The sequence below is a fragment of the Bacillus methanolicus genome (genome assembly GCF_028888695.1).
In the GTDB taxonomy this organism is placed as follows: Bacteria; Bacillota; Bacilli; order Bacillales; family Cytobacillaceae; genus Bacillus_Z; species Bacillus_Z methanolicus_B.
Genome location: NZ_PNFF01000002.1, coordinates 238,353 through 263,425 on the forward strand (window position 1 = coordinate 238,353; position 25,073 = coordinate 263,425).

Genomic DNA, 25,073 nt, shown 5'->3' on the forward strand with positions numbered 1-25,073 from the left:
TAAACCAAACTTTTCAAGAGAATACTCCTTGCTCAGCTAAAGCGGAATTATATAAAAAGGCGTCATACATCACATCCCCAACATTAAAGTCATTTTCAGTGATGCTTTCTTTTCTTAAGTTTTCCACTGCCATATCCGTTGGAGCAAATAACAAATTCGATATATGGTCGGTTAGCACTCGATTAATTTCTTCTGGCATTTTTTATATGTAGCAGCCGTCCCCATCTCTCCGACCGGTTTCCATTTATACTTCGCTCCAATGGCCTGAGTAGCATCCTCAATAATCGCTAAATGATATTTTTGATCAATCTCCACAATCGGTTCCATTATCCGCCATTTGGACGTATAAATGAACAGGAACGGTTTCCTTTGTTCTCGGAGTAATAGCTGCTTCAGTTTTCGACGGATCGATATAAAAGTTACCGGATCAATATTCACAACAACCGACTTCGCCCCAGTACGAGCGATAGAATCAGCCGTAGGAAGAAAGTAAAAGAGGTAGTAATCACTCGCCAACGCCTACCGCTTGGAGAGCAATATGGATCGCGTCACTACCGTTCCCTACGACAATACTATGTTTGACATTGCTGTATTTTGCAATATCCGATTTTAATTGCTTTACGTTATCTCCTAAATAAAACGAGATGAGGACATGACTTCATCAAGCTTTTTGAAAATTTCTTCTTTCATGGATTGGTATTGTTCTGATAGATCGAGCAGGCGAATTTTCATTTTGTCCTGACTCCCTACCAAATTTATTAGTGATTTACAATACCGAAGTTAACCATCACAGTACAATGATGCCCCGAACGTTAGGACACTTCCTCGATAGTCGGTATATTCTATAAAAAACGTCCATTTTTTGTTTCTAATCTTAATATAAGAATAAAGTAAAGTATGTAATAAAAAAATTCATACAAACTATAAAAAAGCAAAAACTGTATAATATCTACATTCAAACATAAAAAGAGAACCAACACTGTACAAATAAAACGAAATGCCTGTAAATAAAAGAGTCTTCTAACTTCTCCTACAGCTAAAAAGGCAACACTTAACGGTGAGACAACAAATTTGATGACATACGAAAATCCAAGTATCCTTGCAAACTCTCCAGCAATAAACCATTTTTCTCCAAAAACAAATGCAAATAGCTGCGGTCCACAAAATAACAAGAGTATTAAAGTAAAAATAGAAACTAACGATAAATATTTTGCTGTCTTTAAAATAATTGGCCGTAATGGCTTATTTTGATTATATGCTTCTGAAATTTTTTGAAAAAATACCTGTGATACTGAAGTCGATATTACTGATAATGGTGTGCTTATTGTTCGGATCGTTAAGTTATAATAACCCAAGTTTGTACTTGAATAGATTTTACTTACAAATAACGCCGGCAATTGTAGTGACATTGTGTCTAAAAAAGCACTCAATGTATTAAATTTAGGATATTCTTTATAAATTATGGCTTGTTCCCTTATTTTCGATAAGGAGACATTTTTCCTAAATTCGTCAATAATACCTTCAGTCCTTGTAAAATTATAAAAAAGATAAACTACAGAAGCAGTAGCTCCCAATAAATGACCAAAGATTAAACCAAATTCATTCTTATAAATAAGACCTATTGCTATATTAGGAAGTATATTCCCAAATGTCTGTATTATCCTGCTTTTCGATAAGACATTGAATAGCTTTTCTCTATTAAACCAGTAATTGAAAATTTGTATCATGCCCAATAAAAAAGCAGCTAAAGGCATAGAATAAAGCCAATTTGCTATTCTTTCGTTTCCTATTAAGCTAATGATGTTTTTATGAAACAATAGTACAATAATGAACATCAAAATACTAATACTAAACGAAACAAGCAAAGAAAGGCTAAGCACATTTAGAGCATCTTCTCTTTTTTTTGGAGTCACAATAGCAAACTCATATCTTAATGTAACCGCTACAGATATAATACTTATCATAGAAATATATAGAGCATAACTCCCAAAATCACTCGGACTGTAAATCCTCGTTAATATAGGAGAAACTAAAATGGGTAGCAATTGGGCAATAGTTGTGCCTGTCATCAACGTCAATACGTTTCTCAGAAATTCTTGCTTTGTCAACCTTTTAACTTTATATAAAATCTCCACAATTGCCACCCCAATTATAATAGATTACGGTTTTTAATAGTTGTTGTTCTCTTTCTTGACTGTATTTCTTGATCAAAAATCATTTTCGCCCTCTCCACTACCATTTCAAAATCAAAAGCACTGTGATTGGTTGTAATCAACACCAAATCCGCTTCTTCAATCTTTATCTCATGTAATTCTTTTGTTTTGACTAACTTCCCATTCCACCTAAACTCTTTCACGTGTGGATCAACAACCGTCCAGTTTGCCCCTTCCTTCGTTAGGATGGGCAATACCGATAACTCGCGGTAATCATTGATATCTTTTTTTATAGACAACGCCTAACACAAGAATGTTCGAACCTTTTAATACTTTCCCGTGTTTATATAAAATTTGTTAATCTTTTTAAAATCAATATGCTCCTTTTCTTAGAAGAACCATAAACACTGTTTTTACTAAAATAACCATATCTAAAAATAATGATTGATTATATACATAAAACAATTCGACATTTACCCTTTCAGGATAACCAACCTCACTTCTCCCGCTCACTTGCCAATAGCCTGTAACTCCTGGCTTTACTGATAAAAACTTTGAAACTTTCCTCCCATATTCTTTTAGTTCTTCCTCAACCACTGGCCTGGGTCCGACTAAACTCATTTCTCCTTTTAATACATTGATAAGCTGAGGAATTTCATCTAGGCTTGTCCTGCGCAAGAAGCGACCTAAGTTTGTGATTCGGGGATCTTCATGCGGTTCTAGTTTGTAATTATTTCTTAAATATTTTTGATAAAGCTCTTTATCTGCTTTTAGTTTTTCTTCCGCATTCACAATCATAGAACGGAATTTGTAGATATAAAACTTCTCTCCGTGTTTTCCAACACGAACTTGTTTGAAGAAAATTGGTCCTTTCGAGTCACCGAATAAATAGAAGATGCTGATAATCAAAAAAAGCGGACTTGTTAAAATAAGTCCAATGATTGCTCCGACAATGTCCATTGCTCTTTTCGTAATAGCGTATAGTTTAGATATATCTTCTAAACTTTGAAAGGAAGTGTATTCTATTCTTTGATTAGAAACGACCGCTTCTTGCGCGGTATTCGATTTCTCCAAATTCCCACATCTCCTTTACTTCTTTTCTACTCTTTGTTCATTCAATATCCGCTCCATAAATTTGATTAAATCCGCTCTCAATTCCTCATTCTGCAACGCAAACTCAATCGTTGTCTGTATAAACCCTAACTTCTCCCCAACGTCAAAACGTTTTCCTTCAAACTCGTAGGCAAAAACACGTTGAATTTCGTTAAGCTTTTGAATCGCATCGGTGAGTTGAATTTCCCCGTCGGCCCCTGTTTCTTGGTTTTCTAAAAACATAAAGATTTCCGGTGTAAGTATGTATCGACCCATAATCGCTAAGTTAGAAGGCGCGGTACCTGGTGCTGGTTTTTCGACGAATTGACGCACTTGGTAGCGTCGTCGGCCTTGTTGTTCGAACGGATCTATTATGCCATATCTATGCGTTTGGTTGTCAGGAACAACTTGTACACCGATAACAGAACTAAGTGTTTGTTCGTATTGGTCAATCATCTGGCGTAAGCATGGTATCTCCGCTTGTACGATATCATCTCCAAGTAGCACTGCAAACGGCTCGTCTCCGATGAAATTGCGAGCGCACCATACGGCATGTCCAAGCCCTTTTGGCTCTTTTTGACGAATATAATGGATATCCACCTTTGAAGGCTCTTTCACTTTTTCTAATAGGTCAAACTTCCCTTTTTCCATTAAGTTTTGTTCTAACTCAAATGCATGATCAAAATGGTCTTCTATTGCGCGTTTTCCTTTTCCAGTAACAATAATAATATCTTCAATACCGGATTCGATCGCTTCTTCGACTATGTATTGAATCGTCGGTTTATCAACGATTGGCAGCATTTCTTTCGGCATTGCTTTTGTAGCCGGTAAAAATCTTGTTCCGAGACCCGCTGCTGGGATAATCGCCTTTCTTACCTTCTTCATCCAAACATCCCTCATTTAAAAAAATCTTTTAAAAATATATAAAACTAAGTTTCTATTATCCGATATACATTATAGACACCTAGTTTTAGCATCCCTCATCAAAAAATTTTTTTTAAAAATATATAAAACTAGGTGTCTATTATCCGAATAAATAATAGACACCTAGTTTTATATAATAATTAAATTTGAAGTGGGCATCTAACCCGCCCTCACGCCATACCATCGACGACTTGCGTCTAAGGTGAACGGACTATCATCGTCCTCACCCACAGCATGGCCGAGTGCCTCCATGGATATCGGACAGGAAGCCTCGCCGGTCAGGTATTATCCTGACAACAATTGGTATATGATAGGAAATACCCTTATTTAAAAAAACCTAAAAACTTTTTCGATTTCACTCTTGCAGGAATTTCTTTGTAGACAGCTTTCCCTTGCACTAGAAGTTCGGCATTTTCTGTAAATAAGTACACCATATCTACTCCATATTTTTTTTCGATTTCATCCAATGCTTCGTTTATCTTAAATATTCGATTCGTGACATTATGAGCATCTGAAGCAATAAAGTGGGTTAAATTAGCTTCTATTAATTGCATTGAAAATTTTTTAATATTTTTCCCGAAGTGGCCGACTATACTTGAAGCGGTTACCTGAGTTAAGGCTCCTTTTTTCACGAGGTTGTATAATAGGTCCGGTTGTTCGATGATCTCTTGATTTCGTTCCGGATGAACGATAATAGGTGTTAAACCATTCATTTGAATATCGAACAACAATTGTTCTGTATATCGGGGAACATGATTAGAAGGAAGCTCTACAAATAGATGCTTCCCTCTATTACATAAAGTCAAGATTAGATCCTGGTTATAATCTTCCAAAATCTCTCCATATATTCTTGGTTCTTGTCCGGGTAACACATGAAGCGGAATAGATTCTTTTTTTAAGATAAGATTTAGTTCTTCCACTTTTTCTAAAATTCCTAGTTTCGTATTTTCGTAAAATCCGTTGTTATGGTGAGGTGTTGCGATGATTGTACGAATCCCTTCTTTAAAAGCAGTTTTAGCCATTTGAATACTGTCTTCTAAATTTCTTGCCCCATCATCAATTCCAGGCAATATATGACAATGGATATCAATCATGACAATCACCCCACATATTTCCCATTTATTTCCCTTTTAATAGTACCATATTCATAGTGTTTGTAAATAGGGAAATTTTGTCGAATGCAATTTATTTCCCGCCGTAATAGTAGTAATAGTGGTTACCTTTTACTTTTTTATTATTTAGTACGACACCAAGGATTCTGGCATTTGCAGCCTGCAGCATTTCTTTCGCCTTTATTGCTTGTTCAATCTCCGTCTTTCCACTTGAAACGACAAGGATTGTCCCGTCACAACGATTTGCCAGAATTTGCGCGTCTGTTACTGCTAAAACAGGTGGTGTATCAAACAGAACTATATCAAATTCCTCATAAACTCTTTCTAATAACTCAACCATCGCTTTTGATGCTAATAATTCTGCCGGGTTTGGAGGGATTGGGCCGCTCGGTAAAACATATAGTTTTTGTTCATCAGATTCAACAACAGCTTCCATCAAATCCATTTGTCTTGTTAATACATTTGTCAGGCCAAAGGTATTCGTTAAATTAAAGGTATAGTGGACAGTTGGTTTCCGCATATCCGCATCGATTAGGAGAACGGTTTTTCCCTGTTGGGCAAAGACGACAGCTAAATTTGCAATTGTAGTAGATTTTCCCTCTGCAGGTCCGGAAGACGTAACGATTAATGAACGGATTTCCTTATCAATAGAAGAAAACTGGATGTTCGTTCGGATGGTTCTGTATTGTTCCGATATAGGTGACTTAGGATTTAGTTTAGTAATTAACTTACGTCTATGTTCTAAAAGAGCTTTTTTCTTATTTTTAAAAGCCAACTGTCTCACCTCTTACTTTTGCCTTCCGTTCCGATCTTGTACTTGAATCATCTTGCTCATCAATTGTCGCAATGACACCGAGCACTGGAAGTTCCAAAAATTTTTCAATATCCTGCTCTGTTTTAATTGTGTTATCCAAGTATTCTAGTAAAAATGCTAATCCTATACCTGTCATCAAACCGACAACAAGTGCAATTGCAATATTTAATATAGGCTTAGGTTTAACAGGAGCCTGGTTATCTTTAACAGTAGCTTTCGCAAGAATGCTTACGTTATCTACATTCATAATCTTAACGATTTCTCTTTTAAAGATTTCAGCCGTTTTGTTTGCAATTTCAGCAGCCTGATGGGGATCAGGATCTTGTACGGAAATATTAACGACCTGTGAATCCTTTTCACTTTGGACATTTATCTTTTCATTTAGTTCTTCGGCAGTCATGTCCAAATGAAGCTCTTTAACTACTAATTCCAATATAGCCGGACTTTTTATGATCACATTATAAGTATTAATTAACTGCAAGTTTGTTTGTACTTCATTGAAATTGTATAAAGCCTGTTCGTTTTTTGCTTGGTTAACTAGCAGTTGTGTAGAGGCTTGATAAATCGGAGTTAAGAAAAAATAACTGACAACTCCACTAACCATGACTGCCGTTAAAGTGACAATTAAGATTAAACTTAGTCTCTTCCTAAGTGTCATAAATAATTCTCTTAAACTTATTGTCTCTTCCATTGTGTCCTCCCAAACATTTAGATGAAAAAACTATGAATTATTATATCATAATATGTTGTCAATTATTGTTTTTCTTGTCATAATTTTAATGAAATTGTCTTTTTGTGTATTCTATTTTTATTTAACCTTATTTTCCTGTTAATTAGTAGTATTTTTTAATGATTGGAAAAATTTGTCTGACCCATTTAAATTTTCCGTCTACTTAGCATAGTATAATTTTTGGGGGTTCAATTCATGAGAGTTTTTCTTACTACAATACTAGCCATTGCTTGTGCAATCGTATTGATTCTCGGAAACTTGCATTGGGATAAAAAAACGGCCATATCTTCTAAGAATGGCAACAATATAGAAACAACTAAAATTGATTCGAAAAGCCTCAATGATTCCTCTTCTTCAGTGGAAGGTAAAGAAGCTTTAAATGAAGATTTAATCAAACTTGCAAAAAACTGGCCAAAAGAAGGTTTAGAGGTATATAAAAAAGCTTTGAAAGAAGGCAGGCCTTATAAAATTTTAATTGTTGGTTCAGCTTCATTAGCGGCAGATTCCGGAGGGTGGCCAAATCTGGTAAAGAAGAAATTGATGGATGCATACAGCGGAACAATCTCAGTTACTTTTAAAGAGTATAATCTTAACTCCCTGGAGTTCGTACAACAAGATAAAACACAAGAACTTATTGATGAAAAAGCCGATATGATTCTCTTTGAACCATTTATATTAAATGATAATGGAATAGTACGAATAGAAGATACATTGGATAACATTATGAATATCATGAAAGAAGTTAAAACCAACAATCCAGATACAACTTTTGTTTTGCAGCCCCCACACCCGTTATTTAACGCAAAATATTATCCGCTACAAGTTGAAGAATTAAAAAAATTTACAAAGCAAAACAATATTCCTTATTTGGATCACTGGGCGGCTTGGCCGGATCCGGCAACTGAAGAAATCAAGAAATACTTGTTAGAAGATCAAAGTGGTCCAAATCAAGAAGGGCATAAGATTTGGGGAAAGGTTGTTGAAGATTATTTGATCAATCAATAAATACAAATAAAGAGAGAAGCTGTTTGGACAATTCACCAAACAGCTTAATTCAACTCTAAGTGTTTTTTTAATTCATTTTGGACTCTTTGTTTTTCTTCATCGCTGACAATTAAATAATAAACGCCATTTATTTTTGTTCCATTGCCGCTAATCGTCATTTGTTCAATTTGATTGCCTGCAGTTTTATAATTCTTTTGAATTTTAACCATTTCATCAAAGGTTAAGTTCGTTTTTACATTGCTGCCCAGCGCTTTAAAAATTTCATCATAGTTTGTTAAGGTCGACAAACTTGCACCTTCTTTGATAACTTCTTGAATGATTTGGCGCTGCCTTAATTGGCGGCCATAGTCTCCCCTTGGATCATCATATCTCATCCGCGAATACTTTAAAGCCTTTTCACCGTTTAAGGTAAGTTCTCCTTTCGGAAAATGGACTCCTTCATACGTAAAGTCCAGGTCATTATTAACGGTTACTCCGCCGACAGCATCTACGATATCTTTAAAGCCTTCCATATTAATCTGCATATAGTAATCGATTGGAATGTCCAGAAAGTCTTCAACTGTCGATATTGACATTTCGACCCCGCCGAACGCATATGCATGATTAATTTTATCTTCTGTTCCTTTTCCGGCAATCTCCGTTCGGGTATCTCGCGGGATACTTAACATTTTTACTGAGTTTTGATTAGGATTCACTGTTAAAACAATTATTGTATCTGACCGCCCCCGGTCTCTTTCCCGTTCATCGACGCCTAACATGAGAACCGAGAATGGTTGCTTTTTCGCTAATGTAACATGTTCCTGGCGTTTTTCAGATTTTTTCCGGTCAATTGGCTGGTGCATCGCTTCAACTGCATCTGTTAGCGACTTATAGACCGAGTATCCATAGGCTCCTGCTCCCAATATCAAAATTAAAAGAACAACCCCTGTGATACGAAGCCATGTTCTCTTTCTCTTTTTCTTTTTCTTTTCCGCCCTCATTAGTGGTAACCTCCAAAGCTTTGCAAAAAAATAAAACTAACAATCTTAAGAATAACAGATATTGCTCAATCTGAATACACATATTTTTACAATATTCTACGAAATTCGCACTATTCATTTAACAAAATGTATGGATTATCGTTAAGTAAACTAAGACATAAAAATAATAGTATAGGATGAAGGGGGCTTTCCGGGCTCTTTTCAATTCGTTATTAAGGATTTTTATTTCAATCCTCTAGCATTATTTCTTGTTTAGCTACTCTCCTTCCTAAATATTTAATCAAACGTTTGATTAATAAAATGAAATATCTTTTCTCGCATATCTTTAAAAAAATTCAGCCTCCCGCTGAAACTTGTTCAGCAAGAGGCTTTCAGATTTACTTGACGTTTCGACTATGCCATTTCCATGCGCTTGCAATTATCTCTTCAAGTGAATATTCCGCTTTCCAGCCAAGTTCTTCGTAAATTTTTTTCGATGAAGCGACAAGGCGAGCCGGGTCGCCCGGGCGGCGGTCGGTGTATTCGATAACGGCTTTACGGCCTGTAACTCTTTCGCACGTTTCAATCACTTCTTTAACAGAATAGCCTAAACCGTTTCCGAGGTTGTAGACCGCGGTTTTCTTTTTGCCGTCAAGCAGCGCTTCTAACGTGAGAATATGTGCACGAGCAAGGTCGGTGACATGGATGTAGTCACGAATGCATGTCCCGTCCGGAGTATCATAATCTGTACCAAAGACAGAGATTTTCTCGCGCCGGCCTGACAAGTGCTGTAAAACAATCGGAATTAAATGCGTTTCCGGGTTATGGTCTTCGCCAATTTCCGCCGACTCATGCGCTCCGGCTGCGTTGAAATAACGAAGTACGACATAGTTAAGACCATATGCCGCCGCAAAATCTGCTAAAATTTGTTCAACCATTAATTTTGAACGGCCGTATGGATTAATTGGATTTGTTGGGCAATCTTCTGTTATCATTTCAACATTCGGAATCCCATACGTCGCTGCTGTTGATGAGAAGATGAAATTTTTCACGTTAAATTTCAGCATTGTCTCCAGTAGCGTTAACGTGGCCGCAACATTATTTCGATAATATTTGAGCGGATTAATCACCGATTCGCCGACTAAGCTGTTTGCCGCAAAATGCATGACTGCTTTAATCGGGTATTTTTCAAAAATCGAATCAAGATCCGCTCGATTACCTAAGTCTCCTTGAATAAACACCGCACACTCATCGACTAAATATCGATGGCCAGTCGATAAGTTATCAAGCACGATGACTTGCTCTTTTTCAACTAACTCTTTCACTAAATGACTGCCGATGTAACCGGCGCCGCCAACTACTAAAATCATAGAAAATCCTCCTAACAAAGGCCTTTTGAAAACCGCCCCGTTCTCCTTCCCATTCTACGAAATTTATAATATAAATATCCACTACATATATGTATTCCCTTATCGGATTATCCCTTCCAAACTTGAGTAAATCAAAAGCAGGGGTCTGGCCCCTACTTTAATTGGGGCCAGACAAAGAAACAGGAGAAGATGAACCGGCGGCATTGATCGTCTGGCCCCTGCTTTAATTGGGGCCAGACCCCTCTAAAAAACCTATACAAGAACTGTTCGCGGTCCTTTCTTTCTTGGATATTGATCATTGTCAACCGGGGTATCATCAAATGGCTTCCCGGCAGGAACCGCCCGTTCACGTCCCCATGCCCGAATTTGTTCAATTTGCTCAGGACTTGTTTGCGAAAGAGGAACAACATTTTCAAAAAATTTAATAAACGTTTGGTCTGTAATGGAATCATCACCTTTTACCACTGCTTGTTTGACAACATCCCTTACAGCAGCTTCTATATCTGCTCCGGCGAATCCATCAGACAGGCGAACCAGCTTCTCGAGAAGACTTGGGCTCACATCTCGTTTCAAGCCTTTGTTGATATAAATACGGATGATTTCTTCGCGTTCTTTCGGTGTCGGTAAATCGACAAAGAACAACTCATCAAAACGCCCTCTTCGCAGAAGCTCCGGCGGAAGCTTTGACACATCATTCGCTGTTGCAACAACAAATACACGTGCAGGGCTTTCTTGGAGCCAATATAAAAATTGGCCGACCATTCGCGTGGACGTACCGCCGTCGCCGCCGCCAACGGCACCCGCTAATCCTTTTTCGATTTCATCAATCCAAAGCACGCATGGCGCAACATGATCAGCAGTGGCTAAAGCTTCCTTTAATCTCGCTTCACTTTGTCCTAAATATTGGCCGTGAATCGTAGAAAGATCAAGCCGGTACAACGGCAGATTCCATTGGGCAGCAATCGCTTTTGCGGATAAGGATTTTCCACATCCGGGAACACCAACTAATAAAATACCTCTTGGAGGGCGAATCCCGCGTTCGCGCAAGTCTGCAGTTAACAGTTTTTCATTGGCTTCCAGCCAGCGCTTCAAACCTTCTAAACCGCCCACTTGATAATCGTCGCGAACTTGAACTCTCTCAATACCTGAAATATCAGCAAAAATACGATCCTTCGCGTGCATAAGCTCTTTTAAGTCTTCATTTTTAATTGATCCATTTGCTAAAAGTGTAGCAATGACGTTTTCTGCTTCAATTTGGCTGATACCGGCTAAGATGGCAGCAGCCTGTTTTTCTTCCTCTTCACCCCACTCAATCGGGATTTCTCCTCGATATGGTGAAATTTGATCCCGAATGATCATTAACATTTCGTCTTCATTCGGCGGAGCCAACGTAATCGACATTCCGAGGCGCTGCAAAGGACCCCAAACAGGTTTATTGGTTATAACAATAATGCTTCCGCCTGTTTCTGTTGCCATCATTGCGAGATCTTGAAATTGTCTCGCCGTCGGTGTATCGTCCTCAATATCTTGGACCTCTGTGAAAATAAACGTTAAATTTTGTTGTTGACTAATCTTTTGGCTTGCAAAATCAATTCCCCCCATAATGGAGCGGTCGTCATTGACAAGGCGGTTGGAAATAATATCTCTCGTTCCTTGAGAAATCGTATGAAAAAACACCGGAATTGAAAGCTTATGTGCGATCTGTCCTGCAACATCCAAAGCTCTTGAACGTTCGGAAGTTCGAATCGAAATAAAAGGAATTCTTGCTTTTAAATATCTCTCTAACGTACTTAAACAGCTTTTTAAATCATTCATGGCAATATAACCCTTCTTCTAGTAGATTTTGGTCCCTTTATAGTGGTGTTTTCATCCGTTTGGATTGTGCTGATCGAAGAACCAAATACATTCTCGACTTGATCGAATTGTGTGATCGGATTATTTCTTATAAGCATTCGCAACCGCCCTGTTCGATCTATTTTTGAACTGTCCTCCAGTGATTCCTGCGTGCTTTTCGCATATTCATGCAAAATATTATGCATCGACTCTCTTACTTGTTCAGGAAAAGCAGGCAAATGCGCAACACGTTTTAAAACTGCCAACCGCCTGCGCGCCGATAAAATCGCTTTAACAAGAGCCGTTTCATCACCATTCCAATGGTTTAGTTCCTTCTGAAGCTGATCGGCTATTTGACGAAGACGGAAATCGATTGTTTCATAAAGGCGCTGCGTAAGCCGCTCCGCAACACCTATCGTCCATTCGATACTCCCTTGTTCCATGAATCGTATGGTCTCCTCATCCTTCGTTCCCTCTTTTAATTGTTCAAAGCAATCAACCCACTCGGCATAGGTAGTCGGTATGCTCATAGCAATTTCGTACTCCTTCTTTTTACAAGCGCAGCCGGCGGCTTTAAATCCCACTCGGGAAATTGTGTCGCAAGCGCGCTGTTTGTTGTTTCTTTTTCAACTTCTTCAAGGACTTTTAGAAAGGCACTTTCTCTATTCTCTTTTGATTTGTTTCGATTTAATAGACCCGCTTGGTTTTCCGGATGACTCATCGTTTTTACTCCCCCTTAGTTCACAACGGATCGTGCTGTATCATAACTTGAGAATGTATATTGCTCAGGTGTAATGGATTCTAATAGATTTGTAACGAGAGCTGCATTCTTATCCTCTTGTGCATACTCTTTTCTCCAATCAACCAACTCCGCTAAGGATGCACGTAAAATTTGCTTGCACTGCTCTGATAAGTTTGCAAATTCTTGAATGATTTGATCTTTTCTTTTTTGAAGATTCTTTTTCCCCAAATAGAAGTAGACAAAGCAAAAGATTGCAAATACAAATAGAAATGGCGCACTAAAGCCCATGAGCGTAAATAAAATACCGCCTGCTAAAGAAGCCCAATGCTTCAATGTCAGCTTCACTTGGTTTATGGCCTGTTCTTTCCGTTCTTCAAAATGACTTTCAAGTGATTGAATTAATTCTTGTTCATTGGATCCATCTTGTGTGACTCCCGTCCATTGATCAATTTCAAGTTCTACATCAACAGGAACGCCCGCACGGTTTTCAGCTGTTATATCATCATGAGCGCTTTTAATCCATTCTTTTGATAACGCAATGGAAAACTTTTGTGTTGCCAGTGAAGCGTTTGAGACCTCCGGATGCATAGCAAAATTTGTTAAAAGCTGCGTAAAGGAAACCCGTTCCTCCAGTGTTTTCTCATCGTCAAACAGCTTTTGTGCTCGATCACGATCTCCATTTTCTTGAATAATTAATGATAATAGTCTCTCATCTCTGCGAAGAGGAAGCTCTTCATCATCAAATTTCGAAACGAGCGTGTCAAGTAAAGCATCTACTGCATAGGCAATGCTTTTTTCCGGCGTAATCTCTTTTGAAAAAATATCGTTAAAATAGTCGTAAATAATTTTATGAAGCTTCGCTCCTTCAAGACTCTCCTCTAATTTCGGCCATGTCGGGCTGTATTCTTTCAGATACGGATACGATTGATCGTTTAATTTTTGCAATTTCGACTCGAGCGCAACCTTCCATTGATGATGCTGCTCTTCCACAAAGCCAACCTTTTGAGATAACTCCTCTATCCAAGACTCGATTTTCTTTCCGCATTTCATCCGGGCATCAGGACCGAAGATTCCATTTGTAAAGCCATCTATTAAAATAACAATCTCTCTTTCTAAACTATGTGGATCTTGCAAGCCGAAATAGCGTTCAAGCCATTCTCTGCTTGCTTTGTATCTTGCGCCGCGGCGAGTCACCAGCGCAAAGAATAAGGACGTTTTTTCATCATCACGGCGAAGAGCCTCAAGCATTGCTTTTTCAGCCAATTCTTTATTATCGTTCAGCCAAGCGGAAAGCGCGATTAAACACGGAGCCAACCAGTAGCGGGGAGCAGCCAGCATATGCTCTTCCGTTGTGTTCTCAATCGTTTCTTTTTTTACAAGGCTTACGTCAACTGCTTGAAGAATTCCCGTTACGCGACGTCGTATTTCCGCGTAATGAACAAATTTCGTTTCAAGTTCTTGGCGAACCTTTACAATTCTCGTTTCAGCCAGCTGGACATTTTTTTCGATTCATCACCACATTTTGTGATTTAACTAATAAAAATGAAAACACTCACAGATTCCTGGCAATAATGTTAGCGCCTACTTAACATAACAGGAGGTTCTGTAAGTGTTTTCTGTATCACTAGATTTGCCAGAGTTTGAAGTTGTTAAACAAGTATTTCTTGAAGATTGCAATCTGTTACATGTTGAGAAAAATACGATGGAAGAACGTTGTACTTTTTGCGGCTTTTTTACCAGTAATGTCCACGACTGGCGGACAAGAAAAGTTCGTGATCTATCTATATTAGGCAAACCCCTTTTCTTATTTGTCAGAGTGAACAGATACCGTTGTCACAACTGTAATGAGGTATTTTCCCAAACATTTGAATCGATTAGCCCTAAAAAACATCAGACCAATCGATACAGAGAATATCTGTATCAAATGTGCAATGGATCCACTATTCAAGAAGTAAGTCGAAAGGAAAAAGTTCCTTATACGACAGTAGAAAGAATTTTTTATTCCATCGCTAAAGAAAAAGAAATGGAGCATTTAGAACATCTTGATAGTGCTTTAGAAAACAATGAACTAGTCCTTAGCCTTGATGAAGTCGCTGTTCGAAAGGGTCACCGATATGAAACCGTTCTAATGGATGCCCAATCTGGCAGTGTTCTTGGTATGGAACATCAACGTAGTTATGATTCTACTCTAACCTTACTCTCCAAGGAGATCCTGGCTAATAAGTGTGTTCAAACCGTTGTCATGGATATGTGGGATCCCTTTCATAAAGCTGTTAAATCCGTATTTCCAGAGACCTGTATCGTCATTGATAAGTATCATGTAGTGCAAAAAGTTACCCAAGCACTTGATCAAGTAAGGAAGAATATTCCTGGCCTGAAAAAAGAACGGTTTAAGCTCTTGAAAGGTTCTGAAAAGCTAACGGCTAATGAAAAACAACAATTAGACGAAATGCTCGAAGAGCACCTAGAGTTGTCATATGCCTATTTTCTAAAAGAGCTATTTAGAGAAGTTTACCAAGCACCGGACTTTGATACAGCTGATTCACTCTTGGAAGAATGGATCCAACTTGCATGGAGCAGCCCATTTCCGTCATTCCATCAAGTAGCCAAGACCTTAGAAAATTGGAAAGCACAAATTTTGCAATACTTTCTTACACCCTTTACAAATGGCCGGATTGAAGGCACAAACAATAAAATCAAGAATATCAAAAGACGTGCATTTGGTTTTAGGAATTTAGACAGATTTAGACTCCGTGTATTTTTAGAATGTACAGGTAAAACTTATAAAAATCAGGCTGCCTGACCTTGTCCTTCATCAGCTTTCCACAGTGTAGTTGGTAGAAAGGAAGCCGTCAAGGAAAGCACTTGACAGCTTCCTTTCTACCAACTAAGTGGTCACTAAGCTGACGAAGGGGTTACTATAGATTGAGTACCAATCTTGCTAACTTATTTCAGGAATTGTGTGGACATCACAGAATATGGTGAAGAGACTTTTTTTCTAATTGGTCTTTTCGAACAAATTCATGAAATTCCCTGATGAGAGCATCTAAATTTGCTCTTGTATCAATCACTTCACTATGTACTGCATTCACTTGATCGGATACGTATGCTACTCCATTTTCTAATGAACGAAGACTTGCTTCAATTCTGCTTAAATCAGCCTGATGTATAATACGTTCTGATGACATCTTTTCTTCACCCCTGAATTACTGCAACATCACCGTTTTTTGTAACAGCCCTTAGTGTGTCAGTATATACTTCGATAAACGCATAACCAGGATGCAGCGCTATACTTCTCGCGCGATCCATTTGCGGCGGAAGAGCCTCGCCTCTTTTATAATGCTGGACAATATCCAACTTCACATCTAACGTATGAACCTCATATGGATTTCCTAAATAACATTTCGCAATGATCCCGATCGGGTATTGGTAAGGTGTTAATTCAGGAAATTCGCTTTGTATCGCTTGTTTCAACTCTTCAATTTGAGCATGGCTGCAAGTTACCCCGCCTGCATCCAGCTTTGTTACAGCATTTACATAGGCTTCCGAACGTTTTTGCCGTAAACGCTTTTCTAATGCCAAACCTGTTAACTCCACCGTTGTACGGGAAACTTGTGAAGGAGTTACGCTCAAGTTTACCTTTTGATTCACGTTCGTATTAATAATCGGCCGCCGCATTTTTTTCCTCCTCTCATCGCAATTATGGCAATAAAGCATTTAGAGTTTCTTTTGGGCAAACATTTACTTGAAATGTCTACTTCACCTCCCAATAAATTACTATATGGTAATATTTAATCATGTATGGTAGATATGGAAATTTTACTATAATAAGCCAGCGTTTGGAATTAATTTTACAAAAAAATTTACATTTTTCTACAATTAAATAGCTCCTATTATCTTGAAAAATAACATATTGTCGAAAAATTTTTATAGGTATTATAGTCTTATATATGGTAAAATTTTCAGGCGATTATTTTTCACATAAAAAGGGAGGATGATCAAAATGAAGAAAGCAGCTAGATTAATAGCACTCATACTGGCATTGGTAGTTGTATTTGCCCCCATGAATACTACGGTGGATGCTTCAAGTATTGACCGAGTTAAATGGGGAAAGATGTATTTAAAAAAAGGAATGATTGGCAAGCTGATCATTTTACAGGATACAAACATCTATTCTAAAGGGAAAAATGGAAATTTAACCGTTGCAGCAAAAGCAAAAAAAGGCCAGGAAATAGGTGTATATACTTTTAAAAATAATTTATACGGCGTAGGCGGGAACAGATACATAAAGAAATCTTCTGCAGTCAAGTATCAAACTCCATCAAAGCAAATGTTATCAAAACTGAGAGTTGTTACGAAAGGATTAAAGTTAAACCCTAAAAAGACTTATGTGTATTACAATTATGATGACCAAGCTAAAGATACTTGGCGCTATACAGGAACAGATTCTGATAGATGGGACCTTTGGACAGTTTCGAGAGAAAACGGAGAAAAAGATTATGTTGCTTATTATGAAGATAAATCGCGTATGGCTTTTGGAGTTCAGGAATCAGAAATAATATTAGAAATCCCTTTACCTTTAACCCTTAACAAAAAATGGGAATTTTTCGTATACGAAGGTGATCCTGTAGAAAAGTTTACAGTTACATCTTTATCAAAAACTATAAAAACACCTGCAGGAACATTTACAAATGTTATTGAGATTAAAAGTTCTTTTGGTTATGTCTATTATTATGCTGAAGGTATTGGACTTATTCGTGTTATAGATAAAGGGAAAATAATATATGAGTTATACAAATTGTATTAAAAAGTGGTTTTCTGTTGGGATATTAAAATCATTGTTTAATCCATTAGATTGCTAGAATACCAATATGGTGAAATTTTTTTCGTATAAAATTAGGAGGTATTTCAGTGAAAAAATGGATTTTAGGTGCAGCCGTCTGTTTTGCGTTGATGTTCAGCAGTTTCTTTCCTCATGAAACATCCGCAAAAGTAATATGGGACGGCATGGAATTAAAGAAAGGGCAAATCGGCAAAGTAACCATTTTAAAACAAACAGAGCTTTATCAACTGAATGGTACGAAAAAGAAAGTTTTACGAAAATTAAAACCGGGTGAAGTATACCGTATTTATCAATTTCTTCCGGGAAAACTCGGTCTTGGCGGCGGAAAATTTATTGACCGTGACAACCGGATCAAATATCAAACCCCATCAAAAGAAAAAATACAAGCATTGGGGGTAAAAATCACGAAGCATAGATATCAAAATACAATTGATTATCCTCAAGTGTCAGGCTTAATTAGCAAATCTGCTCAAAATAAAATCAATGAAACTATTAAAAAACATGTCCGCGCATCTTACAATGGACTTGTTGAATTAGAAAAGCAGGAGAAAGAACTCCGCGAAGAATATTATGATCCAGAAAACGATTATGAATTTTGGTATAACTTTGAATACAATATGTCATATGAAATCAAATACAATGAAAACAATCTGTTAAGCATTTTAATTTACGATTACATGTATACAGGCGGTGTTCATGGGATGACAGACGTAACATCCTACAACTTTAATGTGTTAACAGGACAGCAATTAAAACTAGGCAACGTCGCAAAATCTCAGACAGCTTTGAATAAGATTAAAAAATACGCGATTACCGATTTAACTAACCGCGCAAACCGCGGGGAAATGGTATTCAAAGAGTTCTTACATGATATGAAGATCAACAACGATCGCCCATTCTATTTCACATCGAATGGTATTGTCATCAAGTTTTTCGAATATGAAGTGGCTCCTTATGCAGCGGGAATGCCTGAAGTCAAAATTCCATATTCTGTATTTAAATAAGCATTAATGAGGGGTCTGGCCCTCACCGCTTTAAAGCGTTAATGTGGTGAGGGCCAGACCCCTTATCACTATTTTAGTTTGTTCAGCAGTTGTTTGGATGGTGTTTCGTATTTTATGTGGGTCGGCATTTTTGTGACGTAGTAGCCTCCACCCAAGCCGTATTGCCCGCCGTAAAGTTTGTCATACGTATAGACGCGGTATTGCTCGCCCGGCTTTAAGATTCTTACAAACTGCAGCTTATTATATCTGTCTCTCTTCCACAAATTAATAGGCTTCTGAACGGTGATTCTTCCGATTTGCCCTCTCTTTAATTCCGAATTTCCCCACATTACAATGATTTTAGGCTTAATTGAAGTTAATTCTATAAAATCAGGATCATGTACCACATTAGGTCGATAAAACTTGATCAAACCGACATTTTTTGCATAGTAACGATACGTACCATCACTATCTTTTACTTCCACGACATTTTTAAATGTCCCTGCTCTTGTTTTTATCGTTTTTGTTACGGAAGTAATTTTGGAAGTAATTTTCTTCCCCTCATAATTCGTATACGACCAAGTTGTTCCTATCTTTACTGGATATACTAGATGCTTGAAAGAGAATTTTTCATAATCAGGGTTTCCGATTATAAGACCTGTTTTATCCTCTTTGTAATACTTTTTGTAATATTGATAATGGTCATACTCGTAGACAACATTCCATATGTGCTTCCCGTCTTTGACATGGCTAAATTCCTGGATACTGGATCCTTCCGAATGAGAATACTGTAATACTTTTGTTGTGTCAGGCATGTAACTGTCATATCCACTCGCAAAAGCTTTCTCTGTGAACGGCATTATTGTGAAAAAACTGACAACGGCTGACAACAAGACGAATTGAAAAAGCTTAGATTTTTTCATCTATCTTCCCTCCTTCATATTTTGATATTCTTGGGATTGGATGATACTCCTGCTTTTCATTTAAAAACAGGAATAAAGGATGGGTCCTTTTGGGAAAGTTATCAGACTTACTTCTCTATTAAAATATGGAGGGAAAGCTTATAAATGGGAGTGAAGGCTTATATATCAGAATGAAGGATCATAAGATGAAGTGGCGGCTCATATATCTAAACGAAGGCTTATATTTTGAAATGAAGGCTCATATATTCAAACGAGGGCTCATTTTTCGAAATGAAGGCTCATTTATTCTAACGACGGCTCATATTTTGAAATGAAAGCTCATTTATTCAAACGAGGGCTCATATATCAAAATAAAGGCTCATTTATTCTAACGACGGCTCATTTTTCGAAATGAAAGCTCATATATTCAAACAAGGGCTCATATAAGAAAAGGAACAAGAGCTGTTTTAACTCTGATTCCTTCCGATTAGATTTAATACTGTCTACTTTTGGGACCTCAATGCACAGACGTACATCCTAATTTTTCTGTTCTATTGCAAATTGTTTTGATAATTTCAAAAAATCATCTGCAACCTTGGTATTCAAGATTGATTATCTCTTTCATAATTTCGGATGGTGATAGGCACGGAATATGAATGTTTACTTCTTTTCATTTGCTCAATTAGTTTTTTTGTTACAAAATCTTGTCTTTTTAACATCCTTTCTGGAGCAACGTACACACCATCTTCTACTGCTTTTTCCAGCTTAACGATTCGTTCTCTACTTAGTTTTTTGATTCTCATGGTTGATCCCTCCTCAATAATAGGTTGAAACCAACTGCTTCGATGCTTCTGTATCCAAAACCATTTGTCGTATTCTTGGGTTCAGGATCTTTGCATTCAATGTTTTTTGGTAATGCTCCACAAGCTTTGACTTTGAGACAAATGTTACGTAGCCATCAAACCCTAGCTCAAAGCTTCTTTTACAAGCGATAGCGAATAGGTGTGGACCTACTCCTAAAAACTCTTTACTTTTTATGTTCCATGGTGCACTTTCAACCAGGTGAATATTTACCCATCCCTGTTTAACCTCGTATGCAATCAATCCTTGTATTCGGTCATCACCTTTAATGGTCAACTTTTTCAGTTCACACGAAGGATGCTTGAGATACATCACCCAATCAAAGTTATTCCAGCCGAATTCCGGACCAATCTGTTTCAAATCTTCTTTTGTTGCTTCATTAACTTCTGTTGGATATATTTCTCCTGATTCACGATGTTCTAAACATGGTGTGATTCTATCAATGATAACATCCATCTCTTTGGTGAGTTGTAGATCGATGCCTTCAGCATGTATTCTATTCTTTATTTCATCAAGTACTATATCCAACTTTTTACTCCTCCGACAAGTCGTGATCTATATTTTAATTATAGCACATTCAAGTCGGCAGATTGATTTTTAATATTATACGCAAACACTTACTTTACGATACATCAAAAAAGAACGAAGCTTTGTGTTTTTCCCCATTTAGTACAAACCTTCGAAAAAAAGAAAGCAGCAGCTCACCTAAGGAGCCGCTTTGCTCTTGCTTCTTTCTTATTATCGCTTATTCGTTTGGATACAATATACTCACTTTATCCATTCAGCTGATCATTTATCGCACTATATCTCAGTTAATATTAAAATATTGCAACTTTATACCTGTCTGTATTTTTTAATCGTTTTTTTCGTATACGCTCCATGTCGGTTTTTTTATTTTTGCAGACAAATCGAGTATTTTCGTTTTCACCCTTTTTGCTTCTCTTCCTGCTAGCGGAGTTGGCTGATAGTTATTTCTTGTTGTGACAGATGAAATGCGGCATGGAATAATATGAATCTCTTTTCGAGGCGTTAGTTGGCCATTTTGAACATAAAAAGTTTGCTGAAAGATGAAAGTATCTTTATCAGCCGGATTTTTATTGCCTCCAAACATAAAATTCCCTAAACTATAGACAATAAATTTGCCTTTATATTCTTCTATCCCTTGGACAACGTGCGGATGGTGTCCAACAACTAAATCCGCTCCGCTATCGATCGCAAAACGCCCTAATGATTTTTGGGTTTTATTAGGAATATAACTTCTTTCATCGCCCCAATGGAAATGAACAAGAACAATTTTTGCTCCTTTTTTCCGCAGTGAGCGAATATCATTGAGAATTTGCTTGCGAACCTGACTATTATCAACCCATCCTTTGTAGCCAACTGCACCGATTTTGACCCCTTTTACTGTTGTCAACAGCTGATGTTTGTCATCAAAATAACCGATGCCTTCCCTTTTTAAGTTTGCAATCGTGTCTTCATATCCTTTTTGCAAATAGTCATACGTATGGTTATTCGCCAAATTGACGGCCTCAATCCCCGACAATGTTAAAATTTTTGCGTACGATGGATGACCGCGAAACCGAAATGTTTTCTCCGCCTTTCGCGTTGAGGTTGTTAAGGTTGTTTCTAAGTTAACAGTCGTAAAATCGTCGTTTTTAAAAATCGGTTCTATATTTTTTGAAAAAAAGCGAATACCGTTTCTTTTTGCTTCATCATCAAAAGAATTTACATATCCGTAATTTTCATCACGTCCAAGCGTTACATCTCCTGCGGCGCTTAATGTAATACTTGTCGTCTGCTGTTCACGCTTTAATTGCTCAATCATCGTTTTGGGAACCGTTTCATATTTGATCGCACTGGATTGCGGCACATAAATCCCGTTGCCTAGGCCGTATAATCTGCCAACCCCTTGCCGGTATCTATCAAAATAGACTCTGAATTCTTGTCCTTTTTTCACTTTACGCACTATGTGTAACTTATTATCTTTAATCTGGTAGAGGTTCGTATCTTGTAAAATAGTAATTTTTCCGATCATTCCTGACTTTAGTTCGATTTTCCCCCAAATTACCTTCGCTTCTGTTTCGTTCACCGCTGAGAATAGGAAAATAAAGCTTAGTGTGAGCGCAATTGTGCAAAGCTTTATCTTACTAAACATCTAATCTCTCCTCTTTAAAAAATTGTATTCTACAAACCATAGATGTGTTGCTTATAAATACTTTCATATCCGCGTGAACTACCACCAGGCCATCTCCCACTTTCACTGGTACTATTCACGTTTAGAAGTGGGAGACTTCTTTCGTAAAAATATTAAAAAATCCTCTTATTACCAACCGACTTATTTCACGTTTAATTGATAACGCGATACATGATTTTGATGAATAATTTTTGTAAGTTCCGCTATTATTTTTTCTTCCTTATTATATGGAATTCCCGTGGTCATGATAGCCAATACGTAAGGTTGAACATCATAAACAATACCGACATCATTGTAAATAAGCTCCATCGGAATATAACCTACTTTATGGGCTACTTCCAATTTAGGGACTCCTGCAGGAATCGTTTTTTGGTAATCCGTATGCTTTAGATAATATACAAGTTCCCTGCCTAACTCAGGAGATTGTTTTTCAAATTGATAAGCAGCTTTTGCATATTTAACTAAATCTTCGGCAGTGGTCATATTTTTCCCATTTGGATATGTCACTTTCCCGCCTAAACCTCTCATATAATGCACGAAATTATTTGCTCCTACCTTTTCTTTCAACATAATAAATGCGATATTATCACTATGGACCATTGACTTCTTTACTAAGTCGCGAATTGTGTATTTTGTGCCTACTTTTGCTTTTTGGATCACTCCGCTGCCGCCATAATAATGGTGCCGTTTATACGTTAGTTTTTCCTCTAAATTAATTTTATTTTCAGCAGCAAGTTTATAAACATATAAAGCCAACGGCAACTTTATGGTGCTGGCTACACGATAAACTTTTGTTCCTCCATAAGCAAATTTATCCCCTGTTATTAAATTTTCATAATAATAAGAAATATTATAACCTGTGTTTTTAATATATTGTTCAGGCGAAATGCTAGTCTTCCGTTGTTCACGTTTTAATTGCTCCATCATTGTTTGGGGAACCGTTTCATATTTGACAGCACTGGATTGTGGCACATAAATCCCCGTACCGAGGCCGTATAATCTGCCAACCCCTTGCCGGTATCTATCAAAATAGACTCTAAATTCTTGTCCTTTCTTCACCTTACGTACTTTGTATAACTTATCATCTTTAATCTGGTAGAGGTTCGTATCTTGTAAAATGGTAATTTTTCCAATCACTCCTGGCTTTAGTTCGATTTTCCCCCATAATACTTTCGCCTCCACTTTATTTGCAGCCCTTGTTTTTCATATATTTGTAAATATATTTTTTATAGATAAGCTGCAAAATTAAAAAGATAGTACTGCCACTCAAACGAGGGCTCATTTTTTGAAATGAAAGCTCATATATCCAAACGACGGCTCATTTTTTGAAATGAAAGCTCATATTTTCAAATGAAGGCTCATTTATTCTAAAGAGGGCTCATATCTCGAAATGAAGGCTCATTTATTCAAACGAAGACTCATAACTTAGCAGAAAGAATTTGCTTCGTTTTTGCATTATAGTAGTTTGTCCACTCATCAAATAATTTTAAAAATTCATCCACGCTATTGTGAAATACAAAAAGCATTAAGACCAGAATTGACTGCTTGTTGAGTTACATAGTGCAGCGGGAACCATTGAACCGGAGGCTAGCAAAAAATTAGAAAAATCCAGCATTTTTCTCATAAAGAAAATGGCAAACGCCAAAGAGCGCATGCCATTTTAGCTTTTTCTATTCTTAAATGATAATAAGATAAAGTATGCAAATAATTACGATTGTTATCTATTCAGTCTTCTTTAATCCCATTAATACGCTTTAATCGATAATATTTTTTCTCTACTGAAAGCGTTGATCTATTTAGGATACTAGCAATTTCTTGAATAGATTTTCCGCTTGCAGCTAATTCTATTAATTGTTTTTCTTCCCGGGTTGTCCAGCTTCTGTAATTTCGCACATTCTTTTTTCGTTTTCGCTCTTCCTTTACCCAGTCCGGCTCCGGAGGCAATGAGTTAGAGGCCAATTTTGAAAAATCGATTCTTTCCTTATTCTCATAGGCCCACTTCCAAAACTCTTCAATATCAATAAATGTAAATTTCTTTTTATATCTTGTCACTCTTTGACTAAAAGGCAATCCGTGCCGTTTTATCCAGCCGACAACCGTATTTCGGTCAATTTGCAATGTTTTCGCCAATTCTCCTGCTGTAATCATCCCTGTACTGACTTTTGTGTTGGATGTTCCTCTTTTTCTTATTAAGGTAATTTCTAGAGACTTAGGCTGTCTTCCCAGTTTTTTTGCGATCGATTTTAAAGATTGTCTACCCAAATTGTCTTCTATGTAACACAGTTCTTTTTTTGAAAGCATAGTAGTTTTGTAAATCTCCTTTCTAGATTTTAAATTTCCTGACAAGCTCTAGCAACTTCATTGCCGTTTCTGATAAGGAACTGTTTAAAGCAAACTTATACGAGATGATGGGAAATCGATGTTGGAGAATTTCATTTATTACTTTTGGTTGCAGAAAGAATAAAAAAGAAAGGATTTTCTTGGTGCATAATAGATATAAATCACACAACTTGATATTCATAATTTTGATCTAGAAGCTTTTGATATGCTAAGGAA

The 25,073-nt window shown here is 37.2% G+C and carries 27 protein-coding genes and 1 pseudogene; 4 read left to right on the forward strand and 24 right to left on the reverse strand.

All coding sequences use genetic code 11. The features are described from left to right. Nucleotides 1-13: 13 nt before the first annotated feature. The 10 genes from C0966_RS18675 to C0966_RS12870 all read right to left on the reverse strand — a co-directional run bounded on the left by C0966_RS18675 (nucleotide 14) and on the right by C0966_RS12870 (nucleotide 6,786). Entirely contained in the window at nucleotides 14-199 is a 186-nt protein-coding gene (locus C0966_RS18675; RefSeq protein WP_425535947.1) for a UDP-N-acetylglucosamine 2-epimerase, read from the reverse strand. Beyond that, nucleotides 172-516, reverse strand: a complete 345-nt coding sequence (locus C0966_RS18680; RefSeq protein ID WP_274856110.1) for a DegT/DnrJ/EryC1/StrS family aminotransferase — start codon at nucleotides 514-516, stop codon at nucleotides 172-174. The genes C0966_RS18675 and C0966_RS18680 overlap by 28 nt, the downstream gene beginning before the upstream one ends. Next, nucleotides 506-646 (reverse strand): DegT/DnrJ/EryC1/StrS family aminotransferase, encoded by a 141-nt coding sequence (locus C0966_RS18685; RefSeq protein WP_425535956.1) that lies wholly within the window; start codon nucleotides 644-646, stop codon nucleotides 506-508. The genes C0966_RS18680 and C0966_RS18685 overlap by 11 nt, the downstream gene beginning before the upstream one ends. A gap of 196 nt (nucleotides 647-842) precedes the next feature. After that, entirely contained in the window at nucleotides 843-2,135 is a 1,293-nt protein-coding gene (locus C0966_RS12840; RefSeq protein WP_274856112.1) for an oligosaccharide flippase family protein, read from the reverse strand. 14 nt (nucleotides 2,136-2,149) lie between these two features. Next, nucleotides 2,150-2,452, reverse strand: a complete 303-nt coding sequence (locus C0966_RS12845) for a UDP binding domain-containing protein (RefSeq protein ID WP_274856114.1) — start codon at nucleotides 2,450-2,452, stop codon at nucleotides 2,150-2,152. Nucleotides 2,453-2,525: 73 nt separating this feature from the next. Next, on the reverse strand, nucleotides 2,526-3,179 hold the full coding sequence (locus C0966_RS12850) for a sugar transferase (protein WP_274856831.1): 654 nt from the start codon (nucleotides 3,177-3,179) through the stop codon (nucleotides 2,526-2,528). 63 nt (nucleotides 3,180-3,242) lie between these two features. After that, nucleotides 3,243-4,130: a UTP--glucose-1-phosphate uridylyltransferase GalU gene (gene galU, locus C0966_RS12855; RefSeq protein ID WP_274856115.1), complete on the reverse strand. Its 888-nt coding sequence runs from the start codon at nucleotides 4,128-4,130 to the stop codon at nucleotides 3,243-3,245. A 362-nt stretch (nucleotides 4,131-4,492) separates the two neighbouring features. Beyond that, entirely contained in the window at nucleotides 4,493-5,263 is a 771-nt protein-coding gene (locus C0966_RS12860) for a tyrosine-protein phosphatase (protein ID WP_274856117.1), read from the reverse strand. A 91-nt stretch (nucleotides 5,264-5,354) separates the two neighbouring features. Continuing rightward, a complete protein-coding gene (locus C0966_RS12865; RefSeq protein ID WP_274856119.1) occupies nucleotides 5,355-6,056 on the reverse strand; it encodes a CpsD/CapB family tyrosine-protein kinase in 702 nt (233 codons plus the stop codon). Further along, nucleotides 6,046-6,786, reverse strand: a complete 741-nt coding sequence (locus C0966_RS12870; protein WP_274856120.1) for a YveK family protein — start codon at nucleotides 6,784-6,786, stop codon at nucleotides 6,046-6,048. The genes C0966_RS12865 and C0966_RS12870 overlap by 11 nt, the downstream gene beginning before the upstream one ends. A 234-nt stretch (nucleotides 6,787-7,020) precedes the next feature. Here C0966_RS12870 and C0966_RS12875 point away from each other — a divergent pair, with 234 nt between their 5' ends. Next, nucleotides 7,021-7,830 (forward strand): SGNH/GDSL hydrolase family protein, encoded by an 810-nt coding sequence (locus C0966_RS12875; RefSeq protein WP_274856121.1) that lies wholly within the window; start codon nucleotides 7,021-7,023, stop codon nucleotides 7,828-7,830. Nucleotides 7,831-7,874: 44 nt separating this feature from the next. On the opposite strand, the gene C0966_RS12880 is transcribed toward C0966_RS12875, so the two are convergent. The 6 genes from C0966_RS12880 to C0966_RS12905 all read right to left on the reverse strand — a co-directional run bounded on the left by C0966_RS12880 (nucleotide 7,875) and on the right by C0966_RS12905 (nucleotide 14,072). Next, entirely contained in the window at nucleotides 7,875-8,810 is a 936-nt protein-coding gene (locus C0966_RS12880; RefSeq protein WP_274856122.1) for a LytR family transcriptional regulator, read from the reverse strand. 377 nt (nucleotides 8,811-9,187) lie between these two features. After that, a complete protein-coding gene (galE, locus tag C0966_RS12885; protein ID WP_274856123.1) occupies nucleotides 9,188-10,159 on the reverse strand; it encodes a UDP-glucose 4-epimerase GalE in 972 nt (323 codons plus the stop codon). 252 nt (nucleotides 10,160-10,411) lie between these two features. Beyond that, a complete protein-coding gene (locus C0966_RS12890) occupies nucleotides 10,412-11,974 on the reverse strand; it encodes an AAA family ATPase (protein ID WP_274856124.1) in 1,563 nt (520 codons plus the stop codon). After that, the gene (locus C0966_RS12895) at nucleotides 11,971-12,522 is read right to left on the reverse strand and encodes a hypothetical protein (RefSeq protein ID WP_274856126.1); all 552 of its coding nucleotides are present in this window, start codon (nucleotides 12,520-12,522) and stop codon (nucleotides 11,971-11,973) included. Before C0966_RS12895 ends, C0966_RS12890 begins: the two co-directional genes overlap by 4 nt. Beyond that, nucleotides 12,519-12,713, reverse strand: coding sequence for a hypothetical protein (locus C0966_RS12900; RefSeq protein WP_274856129.1), 195 nt, complete (start codon nucleotides 12,711-12,713; stop codon nucleotides 12,519-12,521). The genes C0966_RS12895 and C0966_RS12900 overlap by 4 nt, the downstream gene beginning before the upstream one ends. A gap of 15 nt (nucleotides 12,714-12,728) precedes the next feature. Then, nucleotides 12,729-14,072, reverse strand: a complete 1,344-nt coding sequence (locus C0966_RS12905; protein ID WP_274856130.1) for a hypothetical protein — start codon at nucleotides 14,070-14,072, stop codon at nucleotides 12,729-12,731. 271 nt (nucleotides 14,073-14,343) lie between these two features. Between C0966_RS12905 and C0966_RS12910 the strand changes: the two genes are divergently transcribed. Beyond that, nucleotides 14,344-15,537, forward strand: coding sequence for an ISL3 family transposase (locus tag C0966_RS12910; RefSeq protein WP_274856131.1), 1,194 nt, complete (start codon nucleotides 14,344-14,346; stop codon nucleotides 15,535-15,537). A 166-nt stretch (nucleotides 15,538-15,703) separates the two neighbouring features. Here the strand turns inward: C0966_RS12910 and C0966_RS12915 are convergent, their stop codons facing one another. Then, a complete protein-coding gene (locus tag C0966_RS12915; RefSeq protein ID WP_274856133.1) occupies nucleotides 15,704-15,922 on the reverse strand; it encodes a hypothetical protein in 219 nt (72 codons plus the stop codon). Nucleotides 15,923-15,929: 7 nt separating this feature from the next. Continuing rightward, complete coding sequence (locus C0966_RS12920; RefSeq protein ID WP_274856134.1) at nucleotides 15,930-16,412, reverse strand: hypothetical protein; 483 nt, start codon at nucleotides 16,410-16,412, stop codon at nucleotides 15,930-15,932. A 325-nt stretch (nucleotides 16,413-16,737) separates the two neighbouring features. On the opposite strand from C0966_RS12920, the gene C0966_RS12925 reads away from it, so the two are divergent. Then, on the forward strand, nucleotides 16,738-17,541 hold the full coding sequence (locus C0966_RS12925; RefSeq protein WP_274856136.1) for a hypothetical protein: 804 nt from the start codon (nucleotides 16,738-16,740) through the stop codon (nucleotides 17,539-17,541). Between the two features lie 104 nt (nucleotides 17,542-17,645). Continuing rightward, nucleotides 17,646-18,581: a DUF3298 and DUF4163 domain-containing protein gene (locus C0966_RS12930; RefSeq protein ID WP_274856137.1), complete on the forward strand. Its 936-nt coding sequence runs from the start codon at nucleotides 17,646-17,648 to the stop codon at nucleotides 18,579-18,581. A 68-nt stretch (nucleotides 18,582-18,649) separates the two neighbouring features. Here C0966_RS12930 and C0966_RS12935 read toward each other — a convergent pair. The 6 genes and pseudogenes from C0966_RS12935 to C0966_RS12960 all read right to left on the reverse strand — a co-directional run. Continuing rightward, nucleotides 18,650-18,913: pseudogene (locus C0966_RS12935) on the reverse strand (alpha-amylase); the annotation flags it as partial. A 1,151-nt stretch (nucleotides 18,914-20,064) separates the two neighbouring features. Beyond that, nucleotides 20,065-20,265 carry a hypothetical protein gene (locus C0966_RS12940; protein WP_274856138.1) on the reverse strand — a complete coding sequence of 67 codons (201 nt, stop codon included), beginning with the start codon at nucleotides 20,263-20,265 and terminating at the stop codon, nucleotides 20,065-20,067. A 13-nt stretch (nucleotides 20,266-20,278) separates the two neighbouring features. Continuing rightward, nucleotides 20,279-20,851: a hypothetical protein gene (locus tag C0966_RS12945; RefSeq protein WP_274856140.1), complete on the reverse strand. Its 573-nt coding sequence runs from the start codon at nucleotides 20,849-20,851 to the stop codon at nucleotides 20,279-20,281. A 325-nt stretch (nucleotides 20,852-21,176) separates the two neighbouring features. Beyond that, nucleotides 21,177-22,148: a CapA family protein gene (locus tag C0966_RS12950; RefSeq protein WP_274856832.1), complete on the reverse strand. Its 972-nt coding sequence runs from the start codon at nucleotides 22,146-22,148 to the stop codon at nucleotides 21,177-21,179. A gap of 510 nt (nucleotides 22,149-22,658) precedes the next feature. Then, nucleotides 22,659-23,699: a serine hydrolase gene (locus C0966_RS12955; RefSeq protein WP_274856142.1), complete on the reverse strand. Its 1,041-nt coding sequence runs from the start codon at nucleotides 23,697-23,699 to the stop codon at nucleotides 22,659-22,661. 543 nt (nucleotides 23,700-24,242) lie between these two features. Then, the gene (locus tag C0966_RS12960) at nucleotides 24,243-24,818 is read right to left on the reverse strand and encodes a DNA-binding protein (RefSeq protein WP_274856144.1); all 576 of its coding nucleotides are present in this window, start codon (nucleotides 24,816-24,818) and stop codon (nucleotides 24,243-24,245) included. Between the last annotated feature and the right edge of the window lie 255 nt (nucleotides 24,819-25,073).

Coding starts and splice junctions, on each gene's coding strand:
- galU (WP_274856115.1), bottom strand. CDS start 4,130: ATGAAGAAGGTAAGAAAGGCGATTATCCCAGCAGCGGGTCTCGGAACA.
- C0966_RS12895 (WP_274856126.1), bottom strand. CDS start 12,522: ATGAGCATACCGACTACCTATGCCGAGTGGGTTGATTGCTTTGAACAA.
- C0966_RS12940 (WP_274856138.1), bottom strand. CDS start 20,265: ATGAGAATCAAAAAACTAAGTAGAGAACGAATCGTTAAGCTGGAAAAA.
- C0966_RS12875 (WP_274856121.1), top strand. CDS start 7,021: ATGAGAGTTTTTCTTACTACAATACTAGCCATTGCTTGTGCAATCGTA.
- C0966_RS12870 (WP_274856120.1), bottom strand. CDS start 6,786: ATGGAAGAGACAATAAGTTTAAGAGAATTATTTATGACACTTAGGAAG.
- C0966_RS12960 (WP_274856144.1), bottom strand. CDS start 24,818: ATGCTTTCAAAAAAAGAACTGTGTTACATAGAAGACAATTTGGGTAGA.
- C0966_RS12925 (WP_274856136.1), top strand. CDS start 16,738: ATGAAGAAAGCAGCTAGATTAATAGCACTCATACTGGCATTGGTAGTT.
- C0966_RS12880 (WP_274856122.1), bottom strand. CDS start 8,810: ATGAGGGCGGAAAAGAAAAAGAAAAAGAGAAAGAGAACATGGCTTCGT.
- C0966_RS12905 (WP_274856130.1), bottom strand. CDS start 14,072: ATGCTGGCTGCTCCCCGCTACTGGTTGGCTCCGTGTTTAATCGCGCTT.
- C0966_RS12860 (WP_274856117.1), bottom strand. CDS start 5,263: ATGATTGATATCCATTGTCATATATTGCCTGGAATTGATGATGGGGCA.
- C0966_RS12900 (WP_274856129.1), bottom strand. CDS start 12,713: ATGAGTCATCCGGAAAACCAAGCGGGTCTATTAAATCGAAACAAATCA.
- C0966_RS12890 (WP_274856124.1), bottom strand. CDS start 11,974: ATGAATGATTTAAAAAGCTGTTTAAGTACGTTAGAGAGATATTTAAAA.
- galE (WP_274856123.1), bottom strand. CDS start 10,159: ATGATTTTAGTAGTTGGCGGCGCCGGTTACATCGGCAGTCATTTAGTG.
- C0966_RS12920 (WP_274856134.1), bottom strand. CDS start 16,412: ATGCGGCGGCCGATTATTAATACGAACGTGAATCAAAAGGTAAACTTG.
- C0966_RS18675 (WP_425535947.1), bottom strand. CDS start 199: ATGCCAGAAGAAATTAATCGAGTGCTAACCGACCATATATCGAATTTG.
- C0966_RS12950 (WP_274856832.1), bottom strand. CDS start 22,148: ATGATTGAGCAATTAAAGCGTGAACAGCAGACGACAAGTATTACATTA.
- C0966_RS12915 (WP_274856133.1), bottom strand. CDS start 15,922: ATGTCATCAGAACGTATTATACATCAGGCTGATTTAAGCAGAATTGAA.